A 25041-nucleotide genomic window follows, 5' to 3' on the forward strand; every position below is an offset into this window, starting at 1 on the left:
GCAGAGACGACACGTGACAGAAGCGATCCTCCTGGTCGGCGGCAAGGGGACCCGGCTGCGCCCGCTCACGGTGCACACGCCCAAGCCCATGGTGCCGGCGGCCGGGGTGCCCTTCCTCACGCACCAACTGGCGAGAGCGAGAGCGGCGGGTGTCGAGCACATCGTCCTGGCCACGTCGTATCTGGCCGAGGTCTTCGAGCCGTACTTCGGTGACGGTTCCGCGCTGGGGCTGCACCTCGAGTACGTGACGGAGGAGGAGCCCCTGGGCACGGGCGGCGCCATCCGCAACGTGGCGTCGCGGCTGCACTCGGGCCCCGACGACCCGGTCCTGATCTTCAACGGCGACATCCTGACGGGTGTCGACATCCGGGCTCTGGTCGACACCCACGAGACCACGGGCGCGGACGTCTCCCTGCACCTCACCAAGGTCACGGACCCGCGCGCCTACGGCCTCGTACCCACGGACGACACGGGCAGGGTCCTGGCGTTCCTGGAGAAGCCGCAGACGCCCGAGGAGATCGTCACCGACCAGATCAACGCGGGGGCGTACGTCTTCCGCCGCTCGGTCATCGACACGATCCCGCTGGGCAGGCCGGTGTCGGTGGAGCGGGAGACCTTCCCCGACCTCCTCTCCGCCGGAGCGCACCTCCAGGGCATGGTCGACTCGACGTACTGGCTGGACCTGGGCACACCGGCGGCATTCGTCCGGGGCTCGGCGGACCTGGTCCTGGGCCGGGCCCCCTCCCCGGCGGTCCCCGGCCGCTGCGGCGACCGTCTGGTCCTGCCGACGGCGACGGTCGCGGCCGACGCGAAGCTGTCCGGCGGCACGGTGGTCGGCGAGGGCGCCTTCGTCGCCGAGGGCGCCCGCGTGTTCGGCAGCACGATCCTCCCGGGTGCCGTGATCGAACCCGGCGCGGTCATCACCGACTCCCTCATAGGCACCCGAGCCCGCGTCGGCGAACGCTCCGTCCTCACCGGCACGGTCATAGGCGACGGCGCGATCATCGGCCCCGACAACGAACTCCGCGACGGCGCCCGCATCTGGTGCGACGCCCGCATACCAGCAGCCTCGGTCCGCTTCTCCTCTGACCAGTAGCCTCTACGGGCTGCTGCCGCAGGCCGCCGCTGCGGGCAATCGTGCCGCCAAGGGCGGCACGATTGGGCGCTGGGGGTACCCCCTGCTCGAAGGGCTTGGGGGAGGCACCCCGCTCCGCCGGGCTGCGCAACGCCCCGGCCTCAGCGGCAGCGCCGAGCCCCTGGAAGCGGACGCCGGCAACAAAAGGCGCTGGAAACCGGACCGCCCATCACAACCCCCCGATATCCCACCGCGGCATCTTCGGCGCCCTCCGCCCCGGCCCCCTCCCACTCAGCAGAATCAACCGAGCCGCCCGATGCCGCTGCCCCGCGTACGGCTCCAGCAACTCCAGCATCACGGAGTCATCAGCGTCCCGTTCCCCGGCCAACGCCCACCCCACGATCCCGGGCAGATGCAGATCCCCCACGGTCACCTCGTCCGGCGCCCCATGACTTCGCTGCACCGTCTCGGCCGACGTCCACGGCCCGACCCCGGGCACCACCTCGAGCCGCGCCCGAGCCGCCCCCGGCTCCATCCCCACGGCCTCCTCCAGCCGCGCGGCGACCCGTACGGCCCGCAGAATCGTCGACGCCCGCTTGTTGTCGACCCCGGCCCGATGCCACTCCCACGACGGGATCAACGCCCACGTCCGAGGCTCCGGCATCACATACATCCGCCCGGGCGCAGGCCCAGGCGCCGGCTCTCCGAACTTCCGCACCAGCAACCGCCACGCCCGATACGCCTCATCGGTCGTGACCTTCTGCTCCAGAATCGACGGAATCAGAGACTCCAGCACCAGCCCGCTCCGCGTCAGCCGCAACCCCGGCCGCCGATGCCGGGTCAGCGCCACCAGCCGGTGCCGGGGCACGAACACGGACGGATCATCGGCGGCCCCGAGCAGCTCCGGCAACCGGTCCAGCAGCCACTCCGCCCCGGGACCCCAGGCCTGGCCGCGCACCCCACCGCCGTACGCGCGGACCCGCAGCGTCCCGGGCCCGGCGGGCGTACGGCAGGCCCGCCACACGGACCCGTCCGGCATCGCCCGGAACGTCGGATCACCCGGCCCGCGCCGCAGCGGCCCGAGCACCAGACCGAGATCCAGCGGCCCGTCCGGCACCCAGTCGCGCACCCGCCCAGGCCCCGCCGCCTGCCGCGGCACGCCTCCGGCGACGCCGTCATGCCCGCCGCGCACGGTCGTGGGGGCACCTCCCACGCCCTCAGGGCTGTGGGGGAGGGTGGGTCGAGGAGCGAACCGTCCTGCCATGAGTGAAGTCCCTGGGATACGAGAGGGGCAGCGTTAAGCGTAGGCGCCGGCCGGCGCCGGTCACCGCACCTCGATGAAAGCCTCCGCGTCCCGCTCCGGCCGCGCCCGCGGCTCCTCCGCCGGATGCCCGACCGCCACCGCGCCCATCGGATCCCAGTCCGCCGGCAGTCCCAGCACCTCACGCACCACGTCCCGGCAGAACATCGTCGAGGACACCCACGCCGACCCCAGCCGCTCGCCGGCCAGTGCGACCAGGAGGTTCTGCACGCCGGCGCCCGTGGCGACCACGAACATCTCCCGCTCGGCCCCGTCGCGCCGCGCGTCGCCGTAGGTGTGCGAACCGTCCATGACCAGACAGGGGACGACGAGGTACGGCGCGTTCCGCAGCACGTCCCCCCGCTGCACCCGCTTGGCGATGGACTCCTCCGTCTTGCCGTCCCGCCGCAGATCGGCGATCCACGCGTCACGCATGGCGTCGAGCAGCCGCGTCCGGGACTCCAGGGACTCCAGCAGCACGAATCGCCACGGGGTGGTGTGGTGCGGCGCCGGCGCCGTCACCGCCGCGGCCACCGCCCGCCGTACCGCTCCGGGGTCGACGGGCTCGTCCGTGAAGGCCCGGACCGTACGCCGCTGGGTCACCGCCAGCCGTATCGCCTCCGACGTGCCGAGCCGGAACATGTCGTCGCGCGCGCCGCGCACCATGGCCCGCGCTCCCTCTCCGTCGTCCTGCGCCAGCACGTGCGGCAGGCCGCGCACCACGGCGACGGGGAGCCCGGCCGCCTTGCCCTTGACCAGGTCGCCGGCCGCGGCGAGTTCGTCGGCCGTGGCGACGACGGTGGCGCTGAGCGGGTTGCCGTACGCGTCCGTGCCGCCGCGCAGATCGTCCAGTACGCGTACTCCGGCGGCGCCGATCGCGACGTCCGTGAGCCCCGCGCGCCAGGGCCGCCCGAACGTGTCGGTGACGACGACACCGACGTCGACGCCGAGGATGTCCCGCAGACCGTCGCGGATCGCTCGGGCGGAGGCGTCCGGGTCCTCGGGCAGCAACAGCACCGTCCCGGACGGGGTGTTGGACGCGTCCACCCCGGCCGCTGCCATGACGAGGCCCTGCCGGTTCTCGACGATCCGGAGACTGCCGCGCCGGGCGACCACCCGTACCGTCTCGGCGTCGATGGCCGCCTCCCGGTCGGTCGCCCGGACCGCCCGGCCCTCCGCCTTGGACACGATCTTCGACGTGACCAGCAGTACGTCCCCGTCGGCCAGACCGGGCTCCGCGGCCGCGATCAGCTTGGCCAGCTCGTCCCCGGCCGCGACCTCGGGCATCCCGCCCAGGGCCCACACCCGGTACCCGTCGGCACCCTGCCGGTTCTCCGGGACCTCGCCGCTCAAGCTCCCCGCACCTCCTCCGCCAGTGCCAGGGCCTCTCGCGCCATCTGCGCGGTCGCGTCGGTGTCGGCCATCATCAGCGGCACTGCCCGGCAGCGGATCCCGGCCGCCTCGACCCGCTCCACCGCACCGGCGTCCACCGTGTCGACGAGCCAGCCGTCCAGCAGGCCCGAGCCGTAGTGCTCGGCCACCGCCGGCGCGGTCGACTCGACGCCCACGGCGGCGAGCACCTTGTCGGCCATGCCCCGCACGGGCGCGTCGCCGACGATGGGGGACAGGCCGACCACGGGCACTCCGGCGTCGGCGATGGCCTCCCGGATGCCGGGCACGGCGAGGATCGTGCCGATCGACACGACCGGGTTGGACGGCGGGAAGAGGATCACGTCCGCCTCGGCGATCGCCTCCAGCACACCCGGCGCGGGCTTCGCCTGGTCGGCACCCACCGGCACGATCGCCTCCGCGGGCACCGAGGCACGCAGCCGCACCCAGTACTCCTGGAAGTGGATCGCCTTGCGCTCGCCGTCGATCTCGACGGCCACGTGGGTCTCGACGCGGTCGTCGGACATCGGGATCAGCCGCACGCCCGGCTTCCAGCGGTCGCACAGCGCCTGAGTCACCGCGCTCAGCGGATATCCGGCGCCGATCATCTGCGTCCGCACGATGTGCGTGGCGAAATCCCGGTCGCCGAGGCCGAACCACTCGGGCCCGACGCCGTACGCCGCGAGCTCCTCCTTGAGGTGGAAGGTCTCGTCGGCGCGCCCCCAGCCCTGCTCCTCGTTGATGCCGCCGCCGAGCGTGTACATCACCGTGTCGAGGTCCGGGCAGACCTTCAGCCCGAAGAGGTGGATGTCGTCCCCGGTGTTGCCGATGACCGTGATGTCCGCGTCCGGCGCGGCCCGCTTCAGACCACGCAGGAACCGGGCACCACCGATGCCGCCTGCCAGAACCACAATGCGCATGGAAGCCAGTCTTGCAGGCGCCTACGACAACCGGTCAGGCAGTCACGCCACCCTGTACGCTCCGGGCCTCGCACTGCTGGGCGGTGTGCATCGGCATCTCCGTCAGGCCCGGGTAGTAGACGTGCAGGCTGACCGCCGGCTCCAGCGCGTCGTTCACGACTTCGTGCACGTACCCCGGCGCGAAAACGCGCTGCGCGCCTGCCCGCAAGGCGTGTGTGCCCCCCTCCGTGCGCTCGGTCAGCGTGCCGTCCAGCACGGTCAGCACACCGGAGGAGCGGCCGTGGTCGTGCAGCCCGCTGCCCTGCCCGGGCACCCAGGACAGCAGCCACACCTCGTAGCCCGGGCCGGTGCGCAGCCGGTGGTACCAGCGGCTGGTCGCGTCGTACCGGACGAGGTGCTCCCACTGGGAGCGGTCGGCGGCGATGGAGCGGGCGAGTCCGACGAACTCGGCGACGGTGGCCGGGTGCTCGCGCGGGGTCTGGAGCAGGTGCGGGACTTCGAGGATGTCGCCGGCGATCTGGAGGTCGCTGTCGCTGTTCATGGGGTGCGGTGGTTCCTCGGCAAGGAGTGGAAAGTCGGTGGGGGGTGCCGCGTCGTGTGTGCCCGGGTCGCGGGCGGCGACGAGCAGTGCCCTGGTGGAGCGGGGACGACAGCGGCCGAGTCGTGGGTGACTCAGCGGCAGCCGGAGCGCGTTGGGCTCAACAGCTGGAACAGCAACAGCTACAGCGAGCGTGGGCAGCACCGAGGGACCCGGCGGAGCGGGTCGAGGTGAGTGCCAAGTTCGCGAGCATGCCCACTAGGACACCGGTTAACACCTTCACTGTCAACTCGGCACCCGGTATGTGGGATGTGGTTCACCTCATCCGGTCGTTCACTCAGATGAAAGGTTTGTTCATCGCCCGCCCGGGACACATGGCGTCCAACCGGGCGCACGAAACCCCGTTGCGTACTCGTGATCCGACTGTGATCCGTTTCGCTTCGGGGTGCGTGTCGGAACGAGATCGAACCTCTGGGCGTCCTTCTCCGTACAGGTCCGCAAGGGGTCCGGCGGACGGCGTGAACCCTGCGGGCTCCGTCGGTGTGTCAGGTTTTATGGTGATTTGAACACTTTCCGCTTGGGCTTGGTTCCGCAGAGTGAATAAGGGGCTCAATAGCAGATCTCGGCTTGACTCGCCCGGAGCAGCACACTTGTAATTTCACTCGTGTCGTTCAGCCGGAATCGGTAACGGCTAGATCACGGGGACGCGAAAGACAGACGAGGGGCGCACATGACCGAGACGGTGCAGCAACTGCTGGTCGACGACGCGGACGAGGAACTCGGCTGGCAGGAGCGCGCACTGTGCGCCCAGACCGATCCCGAGTCCTTCTTCCCCGAGAAGGGCGGCTCGACCCGGGAGGCCAAGAAGGTCTGCCTCGCCTGCGAGGTCCGCTCCGAGTGCCTCGAGTACGCCCTCGCCAACGACGAGCGATTCGGCATCTGGGGCGGCCTGTCCGAGCGGGAGCGCCGCCGGCTGAAGAAGGCAGCGGTCTGATCCCGGACGGCGCGATACCCGGACAGCACACATACGTACGTACGCACGGCTCGAACGGCCCGTCGCAGGTGGGTTATCCACAGGCGGCGGGCCCCCTTGTTGCGCAGCCGATAGTGTGGTCGCTCGTCCGAGACGCCCCGCTGCCCCCACCGGTCGCAGGCGTCCACCGCAGTCCACCGAACCGGGGCCCGTACCTCGATGTCCGTGCACAGCCACTCGGCAGCTCATCACCACAGCGCTGCCACACCTGAGTTCCCGCGTCATGTGGTGACCGCGGTCCTCGTCTCCCACGACGGCGCCCGCTGGCTGCCCGACGCGCTCGCCGGGCTGCTCGGCCAGGAGCGACCCGTCCAGTACGCGATGGGCGCCGACACCGGCAGCGCGGACGACTCCGCCCAGCTGATCACCGAGGCACTCGGCGCCGACCGCGTGCTGCACCTCGCCCGCCGCACCGGCTTCGGCCAGGCAGTCGAGGAGTGCGGCCGCACCGCCCCGGTCCTCACCCCGGAGCAGCTCCCGTACCTGAAGCGGCCCAGCGGCTGGGACCCGGTCACCCGCTCCTGGCGCGACGACGCGTACGACATGCCCGAGCTCCCGCACGGAGAGCCGGTGCAGTGGCTCTGGCTGCTGCACGACGACTGCGCCCCGGAACCGGACGCCCTGGCCCAGCTGCTGCGGGTCGTGGACAGCGAGTACGAGCTGGGCCGCGAGGACGTGGCCGTCGTGGGCCCCAAGCTCCGCGGCTGGTACGACCGGCGGCAGCTGCTGGAGGTCGGCGTCAGCATCGCCAACTCCGGCCGCCGCTGGACCGGCCTGGACCGCCGCGAGCAGGACCAGGGCCAGCACGACCACGTCCGGCCCGTGCTGTCGGTGTCCACCGCCGGCATGCTGATCCGCCGCGACGTCTTCGAACAGCTCGGCGGCTTCGACCGTCACCTGCCCCTCATGCGCGACGACGTCGACCTGTGCTGGCGCGCGCATGCGGCGGGGTACCGTGTCCTGGCCGCCCCCGAGGCGGTCGTCCGGCACGCCGAGGCGGCCTCCCGCGAGCGCCGCACAGTCGACTGCGTGGGCCGCACCGCCGCCTCCCCGCACAAGGTCGACAAGGCCGGCGCCGTCTACACCCTGCTCGTCAACACGCGTACGGCCGTGCTGCCCTGGGTGCTGCTGCGGATCGTGCTCGGCACACTGCTGCGGACCGTCGCCTACCTCGTCGGCAAGGTCCCCGGACAGGCCGTCGACGAGATCCGCGGCCTCATGGGCACGCTGCTCAGGCCCGAGCGAATCCTCGCCGGGCGGCGCGGCAGAGGCACACCGCAGATCGACAAGGACGAGCTGCGGCCGCTGTTCCCGCCGCCCGGCGCGACCGTCCGCATGACCGTCGAGCAGGTCGCGAGCAACCTCGTCGGCCGTTCCGACCCCGAGGTCGCCTCCGGCGCCGGACGGCACGGGGGTGCCGTCGAGTCGGGCCCCGGCGGCGACGACGCCGACTTCCTGGAGATCGAGCAGTTCGCCCGGCTCAAGCGCATCGCGCGCAAGCCCGGCCCGGTGCTCTTCCTGGTGCTGCTGCTCGTCTCCCTGGTCGCCTGCCGCGAACTCCTCGGCGGCGGCGCGCTCGCGGGCGGCGCCCTGCTGCCCGCCCCGGCCGACTCCTCCGAGCTGTGGGCGCGCTACCTGGACGCCTGGCACCCGGTCGCCGCCGGCGGCACCTCCTCCGCGCCGCCGTACCTCGCGCTCGTGGCGATGCTGGCGTCCCTGCTGTTCGGCTCGACCGGCCTCGCCGTCACGCTGTTGCTCGTCTGCTCGGTGCCGCTGGCCGGGGTCACCGCCTACTTCGCCTCCCGCCCGCTGGTCGAGTCCCGGCTGCTGCGCGCGTGGGCGGCCGTCGTCTACGCCTTCCTGCCCGCCGCCACCGGCGCCCTCGCCGGCGGCCGGATCGGCACCGCCGTCCTGGCCGTGCTGCTGCCGCTCATCGCCCGCGCGGGCATCGCCGCCAGCGGCCTGGCCAACCCCTCGGGGGCGCGTGGCAGTTGGCGCGCCACCTGGGCGTACGCGCTGCTGCTGACCATCACCACCGCGTTCACCCCGGTCGTGTGGCCCATCGCGCTGCTCCTCGGCGCCGGGCTGCTGGTCCTGCGCCGGGCCGACATCACGGCGTACGGTCTGCGGTTCCTCGCCCAGCTCGGCACGCCCCTGCTGGTCCTCGCGCCCTGGTCGCTGTCGCTGCTTCCGTTCGGCTTCTTCCAGGAAGCCGGTCTGGAGTACCGCCCCTCGGCCGCCTCCGCCCTCGACCTGCTCGGCGCCAGCCCGGGCGGCCCCGGCACCGTCAGCGGCCTCATGCTGACCGGCATCGTGCTGGCCGCACTCGCCGCCCTGCTCCGCTCGGAACGCCAGTTGGGCATCTGGACGGCCTGGACGGCCGCCCTGACCGGCTTCGTCTTCGCGGTCCTGTCCAACAGCTCCACCTGGTCGGGACCCGCGACCCTCGTCTACGGCATCGCCCTCCTGGCGGCCGCCGCGCTCGGCGCCGACGGGGCCCGCGCGCGCGTGGCCGAGCAGAGCTTCGGCTGGCGCCAGCCGGTCGCCGTGCTGATCGCCTTCGCCTCGGCCGCGGGCCCGCTGCTCGTCGCCGCGGGCTGGATGATCCGCGGTGCCGACGGTCCCCTGGAGCGGAGCGACCCGACACAGGTCCCCGCGTTCGTCGCCGAGGAGAGCGGCAGCAGCGACCAGGCCCGCACCCTCGTCCTCGACAGCGACTCCGCCTCCCACGTCGGATACATGCTGGTCCGCGGCTCCGGCGCCCGGCTCGGCGACGGCGAGATCGCCGCGGCCGACGGCGAGAACAGCAGGCTCGACAAGGTCGTCGCCAACCTCGTCGCCGGCTCCGGCGCCGACCAGGCCGACCAGCTCGGCGGCTTCGCCGTGCGCTACGTCCTCGTCCACAAGGGCGCGCCCCGCGACGTCACCCGCGTCCTGGACGCCACGCCCGGCCTGACCCGGCTCAGCCAGCAGGACGGCGGCGCGCTGTGGCAGATCGACCAGGAGGTCGCCCGCGCCACCATCGTCCCCGGCTCCGGCTCCGGCTCCGGCTCCGGCACCCCCCAGCCCGTCGCCGCCGGCCCCGTCGACATCCACACCACGATCCCGGCAGGCTCCGACGGACGCGTGCTGCGCCTGGCCGACACCGCCTCCGACGGCTGGACCGCCACGCTCGACGGCAAGCCGCTCACCCGCACCACGGTCGACGGCTGGGCCCAGGGCTTCGAACTCCCCGCCACCGGAGGCACGCTGGACGTCACGTACGACGACCCGGTCGGCCACACCGTGTGGCTGTGGGCGCAGGGCCTCCTCGCCGTCGTACTCGTCGTGCTCGCCCTGCCCGGCCGGCGCCGCGACATCGACGACGACCTGCCCGAGGAGCCGGCCGTCCCGGCCCAGCCGGTGGCAGGCGAGGGCCGCCGAGCCCGCCGTCTGCGCGCCCAGGCGGAAGCCGAGGCCGAAGGGGCGGCGCAGCCCGAGGAGTTCCCGCCGCCGCAGCCCGAGCAGCCGCCGGCCCCCGTGCCCCAGCAGCAGAGCCACGGGATGGGGGTCCCCCCGGGCGAGGATGTTCGAGCCTGGGGGAGGGGCGACGCCGGCTACCAGAGCGGCGAGTACGCGAACTACGGCGACCAGTACCAGGGCGCCCAGTACCCGGCGGACGCGTACGGACAGCAGTACCAGGCGGATCCGTACCAGAGCGGCCAGCACGACCCGTACGCGTACGGCGGCCGGCCCCAGAACCAGCCGTACCACCAACAGGGCTACGACCAGGCCTACCCCCAGGGCTACGGCACGCCGTACGACCCGGCGCAGCAGCAACACCCCCACGGCACGGGCAGTGAGCGTCCCGACGGGAGCCAGCAGTGAACCGCACGACCCTGTCCCTGATCGCCGGCGCGACCGCGCTCGCCGCCGTCACCGGATTCGCCGCGCTGTCCGCCCCGGACACCCCGGGCACGGACACCACCGCCAAGGCGGCGGCCCAACTGCCCGTGGAGCGCACGAGCCTGCTGTGCCCCGCGCCCAGCATGTCCGACATCGCGGAGACGTCCTACACCTCCTTCACGCCCGTCACGAAGGGCACCGGGAGCGGCGGCAAGGCCGAACTCCAGGTGGCCGCCCAGGAGTCGCGAGACGGCTCGGGCGCGGGTGGAGACAAGGGCAAGGACGACGGGAAGTCCGGCGAGCGGAAGACCGAGAAACCCGTGCTGAGCCCCAAGGAGCCCGGCAAGCCGGTCACCGGTGACAGCTCGGGGGCCGAATCGCCCGCGCTGGTCGGGACCGCGGACGGCAGGTTCGCGCCCGGCTGGACCGTCCAGGAGACGACGGAGGTCGCCGCGGGGACCGGGCGCGGCCTCCAAGGCGTCAACTGCACGGCACCGGACACGAGTTTCTGGTTCCCCGGCGCCAGCACCGCGGCCGACCGCACCGACTACGTCCACCTGACGAACCCCGACGACTCGGCCGCCGTGGTCGACATCGAGCTCTACGGCAAGGACGGCGCCATCCAGTCCACGGTGGGGGAGGGCATCACGGTCCAGCCGCACTCCAGCGAGCAGGTCCTGCTGTCCACCCTCACCGACGAGCAGCAGCCCAACCTCACGGTGCACGTGAACGTCCGCAGCGGGCGGGTCGGCGCCGCCGTGCAGGCCCTGGACGACAAGCTCGGCGGCGACTGGCTGGCCGCGTCCACCGACCCGTCGGGCAGCCTGGTCCTGCCCGGCATCCCCAAGGACGCCACCTCCGTGCGCCTGGTCGCCTTCACCCCCGGCGACGCCGACGCGGACCTCAAGCTGCGCCTCGCCTCCCCGTCCGGGCTGATCACCCCGGCCGGACACGAGACGGTGCACGTCAAGGGCGGCATGACCACCGCCGTCGACCTGGGCGACGTGACACGCGGCGAGGCGGGTTCCCTGGTGCTGACGCCGACGGACCAGTCCGTGCCGGTCGTGGCGGCCCTGCGGGTCGTACGCGGCAAGGGCGACAAGCAGGAGACGGCGTTCATCCCGGCCACCCGCCCCGTCGGCACGCGCGCGACGTCCGCGGACAACAGCGCCAAGGGCAGCACGCTCTCCCTGACCGCCCCCGGCCGCGCCGCCACGGTCGAGGTCACCGCTTCGGCGGGCAGTGAGGGCGGCACGCCGGTGTCGAAGACGTACACGATCAAGGCCGGCACGACCCAGGACATCGAGCCCCCGGCCCCCAGCGGCCTGAAGGGCACGTACGCGCTCACGGTCGAGCCGAAGTCCGGCGGCCCGGTCTACGGTGCCCGCACTCTGGCGGCGACGGAGGGCGGCGTCCCCGGCTTCACCGTGCAGACACTCCCCGACGACCGGGGGACGGTCGCGGTACCGGAGGCGGACGAGGACCTGGCGGTGTTGCAGAGGTAGTCGGGCCGGCCGCCGGCCGTCTCAGCCCTGGTCCTCGCCGTACCGCGGATCCACCGTCTCCGGCGTCAGCCCCAGCAGCTCGGCGACCTGCTCGACGACGACCTCGTGCACCAGCGCCGCCCGCTCGTCGCGCCCCTTGGTGCGGATCTCGACCGGTCGCCGGTAGACCACCACGCGCGCGGGGCGCCCCTCGCGGGCGCTGATCGTGCCGCCCAGCGGAACCGCCTCGTCGTTCCAGGTCTGGCCGGGCCCGTCGAGCCGCGGCACCTCCAGCACCAGGAAATCGATGTCGGCGAGCTGCGGCCACCGCCGCTCCAGGCGTTCCACGGAGTCCTGCACCAGGTCCGCGAACGCCTCCGCACGGCTGGCGGCGAGCGGCACCTGTGGCGGTGCGATCGGGCCGCGCATGCCCCGGCCGTGGCGGTCACGGCGGCGGGGCCCGGGGGCGGCGGATCGGGGCGTTACGGGCTTGTCCATCACTGGTGAAGGGTAGTCCTCGCCGCGCCCCAGCGCCCGGCACCGCACGGCGGTACGGACGGCTTCCGGCCGACCGGTACGGCATGTCGTTACATGACCATTCCAGCCAAGGTTGGGCTCGATTCCGTATCCCGCCGAGACCGGCAACCTCATGGCAATTGAGGGTTTTGTGACGACTCTTGACCGCTTGAGGGGTCGTTCGACACCCCGGACGACCGTGTCCGGGCAGGTCAGCGGGGTGTGCCGGAAGAGGTGTGTGGGGCGTTTCACAGCACGACACGGGGGAGTGACCTGGTGGAGAGTCGTCGCGGCCCGCTCAAGAGTGCGGTACCGTCCAACGTCGTGAGCCCTGTACGTCGCTGTTCGCGCACCGCCTGCGGCCGTCCCGCCGTCGCGACGCTGACGTACGTCTATGCCGACTCGACCGCGGTCCTCGGCCCGCTCGCCACCTACGCCGAACCCCACTGCTACGACCTGTGCGCCGAGCACTCGGAGCGCCTCACCGCCCCGCGCGGATGGGAGGTCGTCCGGCTCCTCGACGGCTCGGCCCCGGCGCGCCCCAGCGGCGACGACCTGGAAGCGCTTGCGAACGCCGTGCGAGAGGCGGCCCGCCCCCAGGAGCGGGCCGCCGGGGCCGGTGGCGGCGGGCGCGCGGCCGACCCGATGGAGGTCGCCCGGCGAGGTCACCTGCGCGTCCTCCGGTCGCCCGACAACTGACCGCACTCCCGGTTCCTCCCCGCGCGCACCCATTGACGCGGGCTTGGCGCGGACATGACCATTCCGTTTTGAGGTCGCGAGAAATCGCTTTCGCATGACGGAAACCGGGGAGGCGCCCGTGTACGTCCAGGAACTGGAACCCGTCGCCGGCTCACTGGGCCTGTCCGCCCTCGTGGCGGCCCTGCCTCTCGTGATCGTCCTGGTCCTGCTCGGCAGCGTCCGCATGAAGGCGCACCAGGCGGGCCTGATCGGCCTTCTCGCAGCCGTTCTCGTCGCCCGGCTCGCCTACGGCATGCCCCTGGGGCAGACGCTCTCCAGTGCCGCCCAGGGCGCCGTCTTCGGCCTCTTCCCCATCCTGTGGATCGTCGTCAACGCCCTGTGGGTGTACCGGATGACCGTCCGCACCCGGCACTTCGACATCCTGCGCCGGTCCTTCGGGCGGCTCTCCGACGATCCCCGCATCCAGGCACTCGTCGTCGCCTTCTGCTTCGGGGCGCTGTTGGAGGCACTCGCCGGCTTCGGGGCGCCCGTCGCGATCAGCGCGGTCATGCTGGTCGCCCTCGGGTTCGAACCGGTGCGCGCCGCCGTCGTCGCCCTGGTGGCCAACACCGCGCCCGTGGCCTTCGGCGCGATGGGCACGCCCGTCGTCACGCTCGCCCAGGTCACCGGGCTGCCGCTGGACTCCGTGGCGTCCGTGGTGGGCCGTCAGACTCCGCTGCTGGCCCTCGTGGTGCCCCTCGTGCTGGTCTGGCTGGTGGACGGCCGGCGTGGGCTGCGCGAGACCTGGGTGCCCGCCCTCGCCTGCGGAGTCGCCTTCGCCGTCGCCCAGTTCGCCGCCTCCAACCACGTCTCCGCCCAACTCGCCGACATCGGCGCCGCCCTGGCGGGCGCGGGCGCCCTGGTCGCCGTACCGCACGCGCGCGTGCCCGCCGCCGAGTCCGTACGCGCCTCCGTGCTGACCGGCGTACGAAGCGAGGAACTGGACGAGGAGGACCCGCCCCGCGAGGTCCTGCGCGCGTACGCCCCCTACGCGCTGATCGTCCTGATCTTCTCCGTTGCCCAGATCCCGGCCGTCAAGCACTGGCTGGACAAGGCCACCCAGGTCTACGACTGGCCCTTCCTGAACGTGCTCGGCTCCGACGGCGAACCGGTCGGCGGCAACGTCTTCACCTGGCCGATCGTGTCGACCGGCGGCACGCTCGTGCTGCTCGCCGGGATCTGCACGGCCGCCGTCATCGGGGTGCACACGCGCGTGGCGGTGAAGGAGTGGCTCGCGACTGTCCACGAGCTGCGCTTCGCGATCCTGACGGTGACGTCCGTCCTGGCGCTCGCGTACGTCATGAACCTCTCCGGCCAGGCGGCGACCATCGGCCACTTCGTGGCGGCGGCCGGAGCCGGTCTCGCCTTCCTGTCGCCCGTCCTCGGCTGGTTCGGCGTCGCCGTGACCGGGTCGGACACCTCGGCCAACGCCCTCTTCGGCGCCCTCCAGGTGACCGCCGCCCGCGAGTCGGGGCTGTCGCCCGACCTGCTGGCCGCCGCCAACAGTTCCGGCGGCGTCCTCGGCAAGATGATCTCCCCGCAGAACCTCACCATCGCCTGCGCGGCCGTCGGACTCGCGGGCCGTGAGGGCGACTTGCTGCGCAAGGTACTGCCGTGGAGCCTGGGCCTGCTGCTGGTGATGTGCCTGATCGTGGTCGGCCAGAGCACGTCCGCCCTGGGCTGGATGCTGCCCTGACCTGAGGCGACGGCTGGGAGTCCTCTTCGCGGCCGCCCAGCGCGCTGTCAGCGGCCGGGGGTAGTTTGTGCGGACCGACAGTACTTTCCAGGAAGGTTGGCCGTGGCTGCTGATCTGTCGCAGGTCGTGAAGGCGTACGACGTACGCGGGGTCGTCCCCGACCAGTGGGACGAGTCCCTGGCCGAGCTCTTCGGAGCGGCCTTCGTGCGGGTCACCGGCGCGAGCGCCATCGCGACCGGGCACGACATGCGGCCCTCCTCACCGGGCCTGTCGCGGGCCTTCGCGCGCGGGGCGGCGGCGCTGGGCGCCGACGTGACCGAGATCGGCCTGTGCTCGACGGACCAGCTCTACTACGCCTCGGGCGCGCTGAACCTGCCGGGCGCCATGTTCACCGCCTCCCACAACCCGGCCCAGTACAACGGCATCAAGATGTGCCGCATGGGAGCCGCCCCGGTCGGCCAGGACACCGGCCTCGCCGAGATCCGCGAACTCGTCGAGCGCTGGAGCGAGTCGGGCGCCCCCGGGTCCGCCGTGACGCCGGGAACCATCACCGGCCGCGACACGTTGTCGGACTACGCGGCGCACCTGCGCTCCCTGGTCGACCTGACCTCCGTCCGCCCCCTGAAGGTCGTCGTCGACGCGGGCAACGGCATGGGCGGCCACACGGTCCCCGAGGTCTTCGCCGGCCTGCCCCTGACGCTGGTCCCGATGTACTTCGAACTCGACGGCACGTTCCCCAACCACGAGGCCAACCCCCTGGACCCGGCCAACCTCGTCGACCTCCAGAAGCGGGTCCGCGAAGAGGGCGCCGACCTCGGCCTCGCCTTCGACGGCGACGCCGACCGCTGCTTCGTCGTCGACGAGCGCGGCGAGCCCGTCTCCCCGTCGGCGATCACCGCTCTGGTGGCCTCCCGCGAACTGGCCAGGCACGGCGGCAAGGGCACGATCATCCACAACCTGATCACGTCCTGGTCGGTCCCCGAGGTCGTCGCGGAGAACGGCGGCACCCCGGTCCGTACGCGTGTGGGCCACTCCTTCATCAAGGCGGAAATGGCGCGGTCGGGCGCGATCTTCGGCGGCGAGCACTCCGCGCACTACTACTTCCGCGACTTCTGGAACGCCGACACGGGCATGCTGGCCGCCCTTCACGTCCTGGCGGCCCTCGGCGGCCAGCCGGGCACCCTCTCCGCCCTCGTCGCCCAGTACGACCGCTACGCCGGCTCCGGCGAGATCAACTCCACGGTCACCGACCAGGCGGCCCGCCTCGCCGCCATCCGCTCCGCGTACGAAGGCCGCGAGGGCATCACCCTGGACGACCTGGACGGCCTGACGGTCTCCGCCACCGACTGGTGGTTCAACGTCCGCCCCTCCAACACGGAGCCACTGCTCCGCCTCAACGCGGAGGCGAGGGACCCGGAGACCATGGCCAGGGTGAGGGACGAGGCACTGGCGATCATCAGGGCCTGACCGGGCCGCGAGCCCCCTGGTGGGGTCAGAGGGGCGAAGCCCCTTCACCCCGCCCCACCGCACCCACAAGCACCCCCGCCTCACGCCACCCACCGGCGGTACCCTGACCAGGCACATCCGCACCACCCGAGCACCAACCACACCCCGCCCGACCCCCGAAGGGAACCCGCATGGCACTCGAAGCCGGCCTCCTCGAAATCCTCGCCTGTCCGGCCTGCCACGCCCCCCTCAAGGAGCAGGACACCGAACTGCTCTGCACCGACCAGAACTGCGGCCTGGCCTACCCCGTCCGCGACGGCATCCCCGTCCTCCTGGTCGACGAGGCCCGCCGCCCCGCGTAGGCCCCTCCCGGGCAGACACACTCGCGTGAACCCCCGGTGCACATAGCCCCCGGCACAACGGGCACGGATCGTAGGAACCCCAAAAAGCGGGGCCCGGAACGGACCCCGGCCATCGGAGGCTGCCGCCCATGCTCGACGAATCGCTGCTCGACTCCCCGGAGGGCCTCTCCGAGGCCGACCACCGCGGGCTGCTGCGCGGCGCCGCAGAAGCCGGCGCCCGCGTCCGCACGGCCGCCCGCCACTCCGCCGAGGCGGGCATCAACGACCTCAAGCCGGACGGCCGCCCCCGCGCCGTCCTCATCGCCGGCCCGGGCGCCGCCGCCACCCACGCCGCCGACCTCATCGGCACCCTCGCCGGCGCCGGCAGCCCGGTCACACGGCTGGCCCCCACCGGCGTCGCCCCCGCAGCGGGCGCCCTGCGCTGGGAACTGCCCGGCTGGGTCGGCTCCGTCGACCTCCTCCTGATCACCACCCCGGACGGCAGCGAACCCGGCCTGTCCCTCCTCGCCGAACAGGCCTACCGCCGCGGCTGCAACGTCGTCGCCGTGGCCCCCAGCCGCTCCCCGCTCGCCGACGCGGTGAACGGCTCGCACGGCCTGTTCGTCCCCATGGCGACCGCCCCGTACGACCAGGAGGAGCCCCTCGCCGCCTCCGCCCCCGGCGTCCTGTGGGCGCTGCTCACCCCACTGCTCGCGCTGCTGGACCGTACGGGAGTGCTCGCAGCCCCGCCGGACGCCCTCGGTAAGGTCGCCGACCGCCTCGACGCCGTCGCCGAACGCTGCGGCCCCGCCATCGCCACCTACAGCAACCCCGCCAAGACCCTCGCTGCCGAACTCGCCGACGCGCTCCCCGTCGTCTGGACCGAGGGCATCTCGGCCGGCCCGGCGGGCCGCCGTTTCGCCGCCGCGCTCGCCGAGCTGTCCGGCACCCCCGCGGTCGTCGCGGAGCTCCCCGAGGCCCTCGCCGCCCACAGCGCCCTGCTCGCCGGCCCGCTGGCCGCCAGCGCCGACCCCGACGACTTCTTCCGCGACCGCGTCGAGGAACCACCCGCCCTGCACGCGCGCGTGGTGCTCCTCCGTGACCGCCCCATCGGCGGCCTCACCGCCGCCCCCGGCGCCCGCGACCTGGCCCTCAGCCACGACACGCCGATCAGCGAACTGGAACCGGAGGAGGGCGGCGAGCTGGAGACCCTCGCGGAACTGATCGCCATCACGGATTTCGCCGCGGTTTACCTGGCGCTCGCTTCGAGGGCCTGATCATGCCCGGGACACCCTGACGCGCCCGCGCGCCCGAACACGCAGAGAGACCCCCATGGACCGCCTCGACAACACCATCCGCCCCTACGCCTGGGGTTCCCCCACCGCCATCCCGCACCTGCTCGGCACCGAACCGACCGGCGAGCCGCAGGCGGAGATGTGGATGGGCGCCCACCCGGGCGCACCCTCACGCACCGACCGAGGCACGCTCGTCGAGGTCATCGACGCCGCCCCGGAAAAGGAACTCGGACCGGCCGCCGCCGCCAAGTTCGGCCCCCGCCTGCCCTTCCTCCTCAAGATCCTCGCCGCCGGCGCCCCGCTCTCCCTCCAGGTCCACCCCGACCTGGAGCAGGCCAAGGAGGGCTACGCGGACGAGGAGCGCCGCGGCATCCCCGTGGACGCCCCGCACCGCAACTACAAGGACGCCAACCACAAGCCCGAACTGATCTGCGCCCTCACCGAGTTCGACGGCCTGTGCGGCTTCCGCGACCCGCTCGCGGCCGCCGACCTGCTCGACGACCTCGGCGTGGACTCCCTCAAGCCGTACGTCGACCTGCTGCACGCCCACCCCGAGGACGCCGCCCTGCGCGAGGTCCTCACGGCGATCCTCACCGCGGACCCCGAGGAGATGTCCCGCACGGTCGCGGATGCGGCCTCCGCCTGCACCCGCCTCGGCGGCGCCTACGCCCCCTACGCCGACATCGCCCACCACTACCCGGGCGATCCCGGCGTCATCGCCGCGATGCTGCTGAACCACGTCCGGCTCCAGCCCGGCGAAGCCCTCTACCTCGGCGCCGGCGTGCCTCACGCCTACCTGAACGGACTCGGCGTCGAGATCATGGCCAACTCCGACAACGTCCTGCGCTGCGGCCTCACCCCCAAGCACGTCGACGTCCCCGAGCTCCTGCGCATCGTCCGCTTCCGGCCCAGCGACCCCGGCGTCCTGCGCCCCGAGGCATCCCCGGACGGCGAGGAGCTCTACGAGACCCCCATCGACGAGTTCCGCCTGTCCCGCTACGTCCTCCCCGAGGCGGGCGGCGCCCACGACCTCATCCGCGCGACCCCGCAGATCCTGCTCTGCACCGCCGGCACCGTCCGGGCGGGCGAGCACGACCTGACCCCGGGCCGGTCCGTCTTCGTCCCGGCCGGCGAAAAGGCCGAAGTATCCGGAACCGGCACGCTCTTCCGCGCCACGGTCGTCGCCTGACCGCCCCGGCGACCCCGTGACGGTGACCTGACGCACCGCCGCCGCAGCGGGCTGCAACAATGGCCCACCGTCAAGCACGGGCAAAGTCGCGGGCGGCGCAGCAAGGCGAGCGTCCGGGCCCTGGAACGGCGTACGAAGGGACAACGCGAACATATGAGCGCGTCAGGCGGCACCAAGGCGATCGTGGCGGCACTGGCCGCCAACCTCGCGATCGCGGTAGCGAAGTTCGTGGCGTTCATCTTCAGCAACTCGTCGTCGATGCTCGCCGAGTCCGTCCACTCGCTCGCCGACTCCGGCAACCAGGCGCTGCTCCTGCTCGGCGGCAAGAAGGCGAAGCGCGAGGCCACCCCGCAACACCCCTTCGGCTACGGCCGCGAGCGCTACATCTACGCCTTCCTCGTCTCCATCGTCCTCTTCTCGGTCGGCGGCATGTTCGCCCTCTACGAGGGCTACGAGAAGATCAAGCACCCGCACGAGCTGACGCACTGGTACTGGCCGGTCGGCGTCCTAGTCTTCGCGATCATCGCCGAGTCCTTCTCCTTCCGCACGGCCATCAAGGAATCCAACGTCCTGCGCGGCCGCCGCTCCTGGAAGGAGTTCGTCCGCCACGCCAAGGCCCCCGAGCTCCCGGTCGTCCTCCTGGAGGACCTCGGCGCCCTCGTCGGCCTGATCCTCGCGCTCGGCGGTGTCGGCCTCGCCCTGCTCACCGGAAACAGCGTCTGGGACGGCATCGGCACCCTCTGCATCGGCATCCTGCTCATCCTGATCGCCCTGATCCTCGCCGCCGAGACCAAGTCGCTGCTGCTCGGCGAGTCCGCCGGCGTCGAGGAGACCCAGAAGATCGAGGCCGCCGTCGTCGACGGCGACACGGTCACCCGCATCATCCACATGCGCACACTCCACCTCGGCCCCGAGGAACTCCTCGTCGCCGCCAAGATCGCCGTCCGCCACGAGGAGACGGCCACCGAGATCGCCGCCGCCATCAACGCGGCCGAGTCCCGCATCCGCGAGGCCGTCCCGATCGCCCGCGTGATCTACCTCGAGCCGGACATCTACAGCGAGGCCGAAGCCGCCAAGGGCCCCGACCCCGAGGCAAGCCCCGGTGGCCCCACCCCGCACCCCACCGACCACTGACACCCCCTCGTACGACTCCTCCGGCCACGGGGCCCGCCGAACCACTCGGCGGGCCCCGCCGCCTTCCACCGCCCCCGCACCTCACCGACAGTCCCACCCCCGCCCGTCACGGGATCGGCTTGATGTGTTTCCCTGCGGACTGGGGATCGCAGGCGCCCCCGGTGTAGCTTGGGACGGAGCCAGACGTCGCTGCTGATGGCGGTCGGGCGGTCCACTGCGGACCGGCCGAGGGAGAGAGGGCCTCCGACGGACTGCGCTGCGCACACGCGGGCATGCCTGTGTCCTCTTTCGGGCACCCCTGTGTCCGCCGCCGCGCAGACCAGCCGTACCCACCTCGCCCCAACCCCGAGGAGCAGCTCGCAATGACGACTGTCGACAACCGACAGGACTTCAAGGTCGCCGACCTCTCTCTGGCCGAGTTCGGCCGCAAGGAGATCACCCTCGCCGAGCACGAGATGCCGGGCCTGATGGCGATCCGCAAGGAGTACGCCGAGGCGCAGCCCCTGGCCGGCGCCCGCGTCACCGGCTCCCTGCACATGACCGTGCAGACCGCCGTGCTCATCGAGACCCTGGTCGCCCTCGGCGCGCAGGTCCGCTGGGCCTCCTGCAACATCTTCTCCACCCAGGACCACGCCGCCGCGGCCATCGCAGTCGGCCCGAACGGCACGCCCGACAACCCGCAGGGCGTCCCGGTCTTCGCCTGGAAGGGCGAAACCCTGGAGGAGTACTGGTGGTGCACGGAGCAGGCGCTGACCTGGCCGGACAGCCCCACCGGCGGCCCGAACATGATCCTCGACGACGGCGGTGACGCCACCCTCCTCGTCCACAAGGGCGTCGAGTACGAGAAGGACGGCAAGGTCCCCGCCGTCGACACCGCCGAGAACGACGAGCACCGCGTCATCCTCGAACTCCTGAACCGCACCATCACCGACGGCTCCCAGAAGTGGACCCAGCTCGCCTCGGAGATCCGCGGCGTCACCGAGGAGACCACGACCGGCGTCCACCGCCTGTACGAGATGCAGCGCGACGGCACCCTCCTGTTCCCGGCGATCAACGTCAACGACGCCGTCACCAAGTCGAAGTTCGACAACAAGTACGGCTGCCGCCACTCGCTCGTCGACGGCATCAACCGCGCCACCGACGTCCTCATCGGCGGCAAGACCGCGGTCGTCTGCGGCTACGGCGACGTGGGCAAGGGCTGCGCGGAGTCCCTGCGCGGACAGGGCGCCCGCGTGATCGTCACCGAGATCGACCCGATCTGCGCCCTCCAGGCCGCGATGGACGGCTACCAGGTCACGACCCTCGACGAGGTCGTCGACAAGGCCGACATCTTCATCACCACGACCGGCAACAAGGACATCATCATGGCCGGCGACATGGCCAAGATGAAGCACCAGGCCATCGTCGGCAACATCGGCCACTTCGACAACGAGATCGACATGGCCGGCCTCGCCCAGACCCCCGGCATCGTCAAGGACGAGATCAAGCCCCAGGTCCACACCTGGACCTACCCCGACGGCAAGGTGATCATCGTCCTCTCCGAGGGCCGCCTGCTGAACCTGGGCAACGCCACCGGCCACCCGTCGTTCGTGATGTCCAACTCCTTCGCGGACCAGACCCTGGCCCAGATCGAGCTGTTCACCAAGCCCGACGAGTACCCGACCGGCGTCTACGTGCTGCCCAAGCACCTCGACGAGAAGGTCGCCCGCCTCCACCTCGACTCGCTCGGCGTGAAGCTGACCACGCTCCGCCCCGAGCAGGCCGAGTACATCGGCGTGCAGGTCGAGGGCCCGTACAAGCCGGACCACTACCGCTACTGAGCCGAGCAGCACAGCGCTGCCGGTCAGGTCCTCCGAGGCAGGCCCCCGCACCCCCGTGTCGGGGGCCTGCCCCGTTTGACGGGCCGGCGACCGGCCCAGCCCGTCAAGACCCAGGACCCCCATGCCCCGCGGCCGCTATTCGCTCCACGATCCGCACGATCACACCCCCCTCGCAGAAGAGCACTTCCACTGCGCCATCGGCCCCTCCGGCTGGCGCTACGTTTCCCAGCTGACCACCCCCTCGGGCGATCACCACGGCTCCGTCGACCTCACCCTCGACGAACTCGGCCGCCCCATCCGCCTCGAACTCCACGCCGCCGCCTGGCAAGTCCGCGGCGCCGCCCTCGACGGCGTCACCTGGGTCCGCACCGACCCCACCGGAACCGACGCCACCGAAGGCAATGTGCGCGCCCACGCCTTCACCGGCACCTCCCCGGCGTTCCTCGTCGCCACCACCCGTCTCCTGCGCCTCACCCCCTCCGCAGTCGGCACCCGCGTACGCCTCGTCGCCTTCACGGACCCGGTCCTCGCTCCGCGCACCGTGGACCAGTCGTGGACCTTGCTGAAAAGAGAAGCACACGCCACTGACAACGGCCCCCTGACCGTGGACGAATACCAGGTCACAGCCCTGGACACGGGCGAACGGCACGCCGTCCACATCGCCGGCGACGTGGTGCTCGCGGCCCCCGGCATCGAGCTCGAAGACCTCGAATCACCGCCGTCGGTGTTTCCCTGAGGACAGCCCTCGCTGATCGGGAAGCCCCGCCCTCCCCTACGCCGGCGGCACGAACCCGGTCCCGGGGCGATCGCCCACCGGCACCTCATGCGACTCCGCGGGCCGAGCCCCGCCGGACGACTCGCCAGCCGCACCAGCCGGCTCGGACGCCGCACCAGGCGGCACAACCGGCGGTCCGTACGCAGCGGATGCCGCGCCCACGGCCGAAGCGGTCTCGGTAGGTGAAACCGCATCGGCAGCCGGAGCGGCCTCAGCAGCCGGAGCGGCCGACCCGCTCCCGAAAGCCCGCCGAGCCTCCCGCGACTGCCGTTCATGCACGACCGCCGCCAGATAAGCCGCCGGCGGAACGCCCTGCGGCACCGGAACCCCCGTACGTTCGGCGAGATCCGACGCCAGCCGTTCCGCCATGGACCAGCCCACCTGCGGGTCCAGTTGCTGCATGCGCGTCAGGTACTGACGGACGGCGAGCCACAAACCGTCGGGCACCGCAGACAGATCGAGCCCCGAGAAGCGCCCCGCCATCCAGGGCGGCGGAGGCGGCACGTAACCGGTCCGCGCGACCGGAATCCGCTCCCGAACGACGAGCGTTCCCGCGAACACATCCCCCAGCCGTCGCCCACGCGCCGACACGAACGAGGCGATACAGGCGACGACCCCAAAGGTCATGAGGATCTCGATCACCCCGATCAAGCCCCTCACCAGCGCATGCCGGAACCGGATCGGCCCTCCGTCGTCCCGCACCACACGCAGACCGCACGCCATCTTCCCGAGTGAGCGCCCATGACTGAGCGTCTCCACCGCGATCGGCCCGCCGACCAGCACGAGAACGAACGTCGCGATCGACAGTGCCGTCTGTGCCGCCTCGTCAAGCGAGGCAGTGGAAACCACGATCGCGATGGTCACCGCGACGTAGACGGCCATGGCCACCACAAGATCCAGCAACACGGCCAGCGCCCTGCTGGGCAACCTCGCGGGGCGCAGCTCCAGCGCCACCGCCTCGCCCGTCACCAGCTCACTCACGCCCGCCGTCCTTCCCCTGCCCTGCCCCCGACAGGGCCAGTCTGCCAAGCTGAGGGCGCATCGCGCCGCAGTACGACAAGCTGATCCACGACGAGCCGCCGACGAACAGCCGAGGAGCAGGCACACCGATGGACCTCGACGTCTTCGTCTCCGCCCACCGAGCGGAGTGGGACCGCCTCGAAGCTCTGCTCCGTCGCCAGCGCCGCCTCAGCGGTACCGAAGCCGACGAACTCGTCACCCTCTACCAACGCGCCGCCACCCACCTCTCCCTGATCCAGTCCAGCGCCCCCGATCCCCAGCTGACCGGCCGGCTCAGCCAACTCGTGGCACGCGCGCGTAGTGCCGTGACAGGTACCCGACGCGCCTCCTGGCGCGACGTCACCCGCTTCCTCGCCCACGGCTTCCCGGCGGCCGTCTACAAGTCACGCCACTGGTGGGTGCCCACCGCCCTGCTGTCCACGGCGGTCGCGGCGCTCCTGGGCTGGTGGATCGGCACTCACCCCGAAGTACAGGCCTCCATCGCGGCTCCCAGCGAACTGCGCGAGCTCACCCGTCCCGGCGGCCAGTACGAGACGTACTACTCCAGCCACCCGGCCGCCAGCTTCGCCGCCCAGGTCTGGACGAACAACGCCTGGGCCGCCGCCCTGTGCCTGATCCTGGGTGTCTTCCTGGGACTCCCGGTCATCTGGATCCTCTTCCAGAACATGCTCAACCTGGGCATCGGCGTCGGCCTGATGTCCTCGGCCGGCCGCCTCGACACGTTCCTCGGCCTGGTCCTCCCGCACGGCCTGCTCGAACTGACCGCCGTCTTCGTGGCCGCCGGCACCGGCCTGCGCCTCGGCTGGACCCTCATCGACCCGGGCCCACGCACACGACGCACAGCTCTCGCGGAAGAGGGACGTGCCGCCATCGGCATGGCCATCGGCCTGGCGATGGTCCTCTTCGTGTCCGGCGCCATCGAAGGCTTCGTCACCCCGTCCGGCCTCCCCACCTGGGCCCGCATCACCATCGGAGTCGTCGCCGAAATGGCCTTCCTTGCCTACGTCTACGTCCTGGGCGGCCGCGCCGCCCGCGCCGGCGACACCGGCGACGTCGAGGCAGCGGAACGCAGCGCCAACGTCCCGATGGCTGCCTGAACGGCCCTGCGGCCGCCGGATGTGCGACCACGTCCGTTCAGCTGCTAGTCTCCTCTTCGCCCCACAGGAGCCGTTGACACGGCGCATGCGGGGAGGTAGATTCGAACAGTTGCCTGGACATGGGGTTCAGCCCCAGATCGGCGACAGTGAGCATCTGTCTGCTTCATGAATCGCTGATTTCATTGAAGCCCCTCCCGATGAATCGGAAATGAGTGGCCGGTCAATCCGGCCCGGAACCTCTGATAAAGTCGGAACCGCCGGAAAGGGAAACGCGGAAGCGGGAACCTGGAAAGCACCGAGGAAATCGGATCGAGAAAAGATCTGATAGAGTCGGAAACGCAAGACCGAAG

21 protein-coding genes are annotated in these 25041 nt (G+C 72.0%); 14 read left to right on the forward strand and 7 right to left on the reverse strand.

Going from position 1 to position 25041, the window contains the following annotated elements; genetic code table 11:
• The first annotated feature begins 13 nt into the window (after positions 1–13).
• A complete protein-coding gene (manB, locus tag ACZ6TU_RS25990) occupies positions 14–1096 on the forward strand; it encodes a mannose-1-phosphate guanylyltransferase (RefSeq protein ID WP_467673466.1) in 1083 nt (360 codons plus the stop codon).
• A 208-nt stretch (positions 1097–1304) separates the two neighbouring features.
• Here the strand turns inward: manB and ACZ6TU_RS25995 are convergent, their stop codons facing one another.
• From ACZ6TU_RS25995 to ACZ6TU_RS26010, 4 genes are read right to left on the reverse strand one after another with little or no spacing between them, the layout of a single operon-like run.
• Entirely contained in the window at positions 1305–2339 is a 1035-nt protein-coding gene (locus tag ACZ6TU_RS25995; RefSeq protein WP_467673468.1) for a DNA-3-methyladenine glycosylase family protein, read from the reverse strand.
• A 60-nt stretch (positions 2340–2399) separates the two neighbouring features.
• Complete coding sequence (locus ACZ6TU_RS26000) at positions 2400–3728, reverse strand: coenzyme F420-0:L-glutamate ligase (RefSeq protein WP_467673470.1); 1329 nt, start codon at positions 3726–3728, stop codon at positions 2400–2402.
• Positions 3725–4684, reverse strand: coding sequence for a 2-phospho-L-lactate transferase (gene cofD / locus ACZ6TU_RS26005; RefSeq protein WP_469551365.1), 960 nt, complete (start codon positions 4682–4684; stop codon positions 3725–3727). Before cofD ends, ACZ6TU_RS26000 begins: the two co-directional genes overlap by 4 nt.
• Positions 4685–4718: 34 nt before the next feature.
• Positions 4719–5225 (reverse strand): cysteine dioxygenase, encoded by a 507-nt coding sequence (locus tag ACZ6TU_RS26010; protein WP_467673474.1) that lies wholly within the window; start codon positions 5223–5225, stop codon positions 4719–4721.
• A gap of 727 nt (positions 5226–5952) precedes the next feature.
• Here ACZ6TU_RS26010 and ACZ6TU_RS26015 point away from each other — a divergent pair.
• The 3 genes from ACZ6TU_RS26015 to ACZ6TU_RS26025 all read left to right on the forward strand — a co-directional run bounded on the left by ACZ6TU_RS26015 (position 5953) and on the right by ACZ6TU_RS26025 (position 11645).
• A complete protein-coding gene (locus ACZ6TU_RS26015) occupies positions 5953–6216 on the forward strand; it encodes a WhiB family transcriptional regulator (RefSeq protein ID WP_010034659.1) in 264 nt (87 codons plus the stop codon).
• A 198-nt stretch (positions 6217–6414) separates the two neighbouring features.
• Positions 6415–10122, forward strand: a complete 3708-nt coding sequence (locus tag ACZ6TU_RS26020; protein ID WP_469551369.1) for a glycosyltransferase — start codon at positions 6415–6417, stop codon at positions 10120–10122.
• Positions 10119–11645: a DUF5719 family protein gene (locus ACZ6TU_RS26025; RefSeq protein WP_467673478.1), complete on the forward strand. Its 1527-nt coding sequence runs from the start codon at positions 10119–10121 to the stop codon at positions 11643–11645. Before ACZ6TU_RS26020 ends, ACZ6TU_RS26025 begins: the two co-directional genes overlap by 4 nt.
• A 21-nt stretch (positions 11646–11666) precedes the next feature.
• Here the strand turns inward: ACZ6TU_RS26025 and ACZ6TU_RS26030 are convergent, their stop codons facing one another.
• Entirely contained in the window at positions 11667–12122 is a 456-nt protein-coding gene (locus ACZ6TU_RS26030) for a metallopeptidase family protein (RefSeq protein WP_467673480.1), read from the reverse strand.
• 294 nt (positions 12123–12416) lie between these two features.
• On the opposite strand from ACZ6TU_RS26030, the gene ACZ6TU_RS26035 reads away from it, so the two are divergent.
• From ACZ6TU_RS26035 to ACZ6TU_RS26075, 9 genes are all read left to right on the forward strand, one after another.
• A complete protein-coding gene (locus ACZ6TU_RS26035) occupies positions 12417–12839 on the forward strand; it encodes a DUF3499 domain-containing protein (RefSeq protein WP_010034669.1) in 423 nt (140 codons plus the stop codon).
• A 118-nt stretch (positions 12840–12957) separates the two neighbouring features.
• Complete coding sequence (locus ACZ6TU_RS26040) at positions 12958–14574, forward strand: L-lactate permease (RefSeq protein WP_467673545.1); 1617 nt, start codon at positions 12958–12960, stop codon at positions 14572–14574.
• 102 nt (positions 14575–14676) lie between these two features.
• Positions 14677–16041, forward strand: coding sequence for a phosphomannomutase/phosphoglucomutase (locus tag ACZ6TU_RS26045; protein ID WP_467673482.1), 1365 nt, complete (start codon positions 14677–14679; stop codon positions 16039–16041).
• A gap of 170 nt (positions 16042–16211) precedes the next feature.
• Positions 16212–16382, forward strand: coding sequence for a Trm112 family protein (locus ACZ6TU_RS26050; protein WP_078945647.1), 171 nt, complete (start codon positions 16212–16214; stop codon positions 16380–16382).
• Between the two features lie 128 nt (positions 16383–16510).
• Entirely contained in the window at positions 16511–17638 is a 1128-nt protein-coding gene (locus ACZ6TU_RS26055) for an SIS domain-containing protein (protein ID WP_467673485.1), read from the forward strand.
• A gap of 55 nt (positions 17639–17693) precedes the next feature.
• Positions 17694–18845, forward strand: a complete 1152-nt coding sequence (gene manA, locus ACZ6TU_RS26060) for a mannose-6-phosphate isomerase, class I (RefSeq protein WP_467673487.1) — start codon at positions 17694–17696, stop codon at positions 18843–18845.
• Positions 18846–18998: 153 nt separating this feature from the next.
• A complete protein-coding gene (locus ACZ6TU_RS26065) occupies positions 18999–19979 on the forward strand; it encodes a cation diffusion facilitator family transporter (protein ID WP_467673489.1) in 981 nt (326 codons plus the stop codon).
• A gap of 362 nt (positions 19980–20341) precedes the next feature.
• Complete coding sequence (gene ahcY, locus ACZ6TU_RS26070; protein WP_467673491.1) at positions 20342–21799, forward strand: adenosylhomocysteinase; 1458 nt, start codon at positions 20342–20344, stop codon at positions 21797–21799.
• Positions 21800–21920: 121 nt separating this feature from the next.
• On the forward strand, positions 21921–22535 hold the full coding sequence (locus ACZ6TU_RS26075) for a hypothetical protein (protein ID WP_467673493.1): 615 nt from the start codon (positions 21921–21923) through the stop codon (positions 22533–22535).
• Between the two features lie 36 nt (positions 22536–22571).
• On the opposite strand, the gene ACZ6TU_RS26080 is transcribed toward ACZ6TU_RS26075, so the two are convergent.
• Positions 22572–23555: an RDD family protein gene (locus ACZ6TU_RS26080; RefSeq protein ID WP_467673495.1), complete on the reverse strand. Its 984-nt coding sequence runs from the start codon at positions 23553–23555 to the stop codon at positions 22572–22574.
• A gap of 128 nt (positions 23556–23683) precedes the next feature.
• On the opposite strand from ACZ6TU_RS26080, the gene ACZ6TU_RS26085 reads away from it, so the two are divergent.
• Positions 23684–24691 (forward strand): stage II sporulation protein M, encoded by a 1008-nt coding sequence (locus tag ACZ6TU_RS26085; RefSeq protein WP_467673497.1) that lies wholly within the window; start codon positions 23684–23686, stop codon positions 24689–24691.
• Between the two features lie 126 nt (positions 24692–24817).
• On the opposite strand, the gene ACZ6TU_RS26090 is transcribed toward ACZ6TU_RS26085, so the two are convergent.
• On the reverse strand, positions 24818–25041 hold a 224-nt coding region (locus tag ACZ6TU_RS26090; RefSeq protein WP_469551378.1), incomplete at its 5' end, for a hypothetical protein.

The sequence above is a fragment of the Streptomyces sp. NPDC052064 genome, from assembly GCF_055585925.1.

Coding starts and splice junctions, on each gene's coding strand:
- ACZ6TU_RS26055 (WP_467673485.1), top strand. CDS start 16,511: ATGCTCGACGAATCGCTGCTCGACTCCCCGGAGGGCCTCTCCGAGGCC.
- ACZ6TU_RS26015 (WP_010034659.1), top strand. CDS start 5,953: ATGACCGAGACGGTGCAGCAACTGCTGGTCGACGACGCGGACGAGGAA.
- ACZ6TU_RS26085 (WP_467673497.1), top strand. CDS start 23,684: ATGGACCTCGACGTCTTCGTCTCCGCCCACCGAGCGGAGTGGGACCGC.
- ACZ6TU_RS26030 (WP_467673480.1), bottom strand. CDS start 12,122: ATGGACAAGCCCGTAACGCCCCGATCCGCCGCCCCCGGGCCCCGCCGC.
- ACZ6TU_RS26065 (WP_467673489.1), top strand. CDS start 18,999: ATGAGCGCGTCAGGCGGCACCAAGGCGATCGTGGCGGCACTGGCCGCC.
- cofD (WP_469551365.1), bottom strand. CDS start 4,684: ATGCGCATTGTGGTTCTGGCAGGCGGCATCGGTGGTGCCCGGTTCCTG.
- ACZ6TU_RS26020 (WP_469551369.1), top strand. CDS start 6,415: ATGTCCGTGCACAGCCACTCGGCAGCTCATCACCACAGCGCTGCCACA.
- manA (WP_467673487.1), top strand. CDS start 17,694: ATGGACCGCCTCGACAACACCATCCGCCCCTACGCCTGGGGTTCCCCC.
- ACZ6TU_RS26050 (WP_078945647.1), top strand. CDS start 16,212: ATGGCACTCGAAGCCGGCCTCCTCGAAATCCTCGCCTGTCCGGCCTGC.
- ahcY (WP_467673491.1), top strand. CDS start 20,342: ATGACGACTGTCGACAACCGACAGGACTTCAAGGTCGCCGACCTCTCT.
- ACZ6TU_RS26010 (WP_467673474.1), bottom strand. CDS start 5,225: ATGAACAGCGACAGCGACCTCCAGATCGCCGGCGACATCCTCGAAGTC.
- ACZ6TU_RS25995 (WP_467673468.1), bottom strand. CDS start 2,339: ATGGCAGGACGGTTCGCTCCTCGACCCACCCTCCCCCACAGCCCTGAG.
- ACZ6TU_RS26075 (WP_467673493.1), top strand. CDS start 21,921: ATGCCCCGCGGCCGCTATTCGCTCCACGATCCGCACGATCACACCCCC.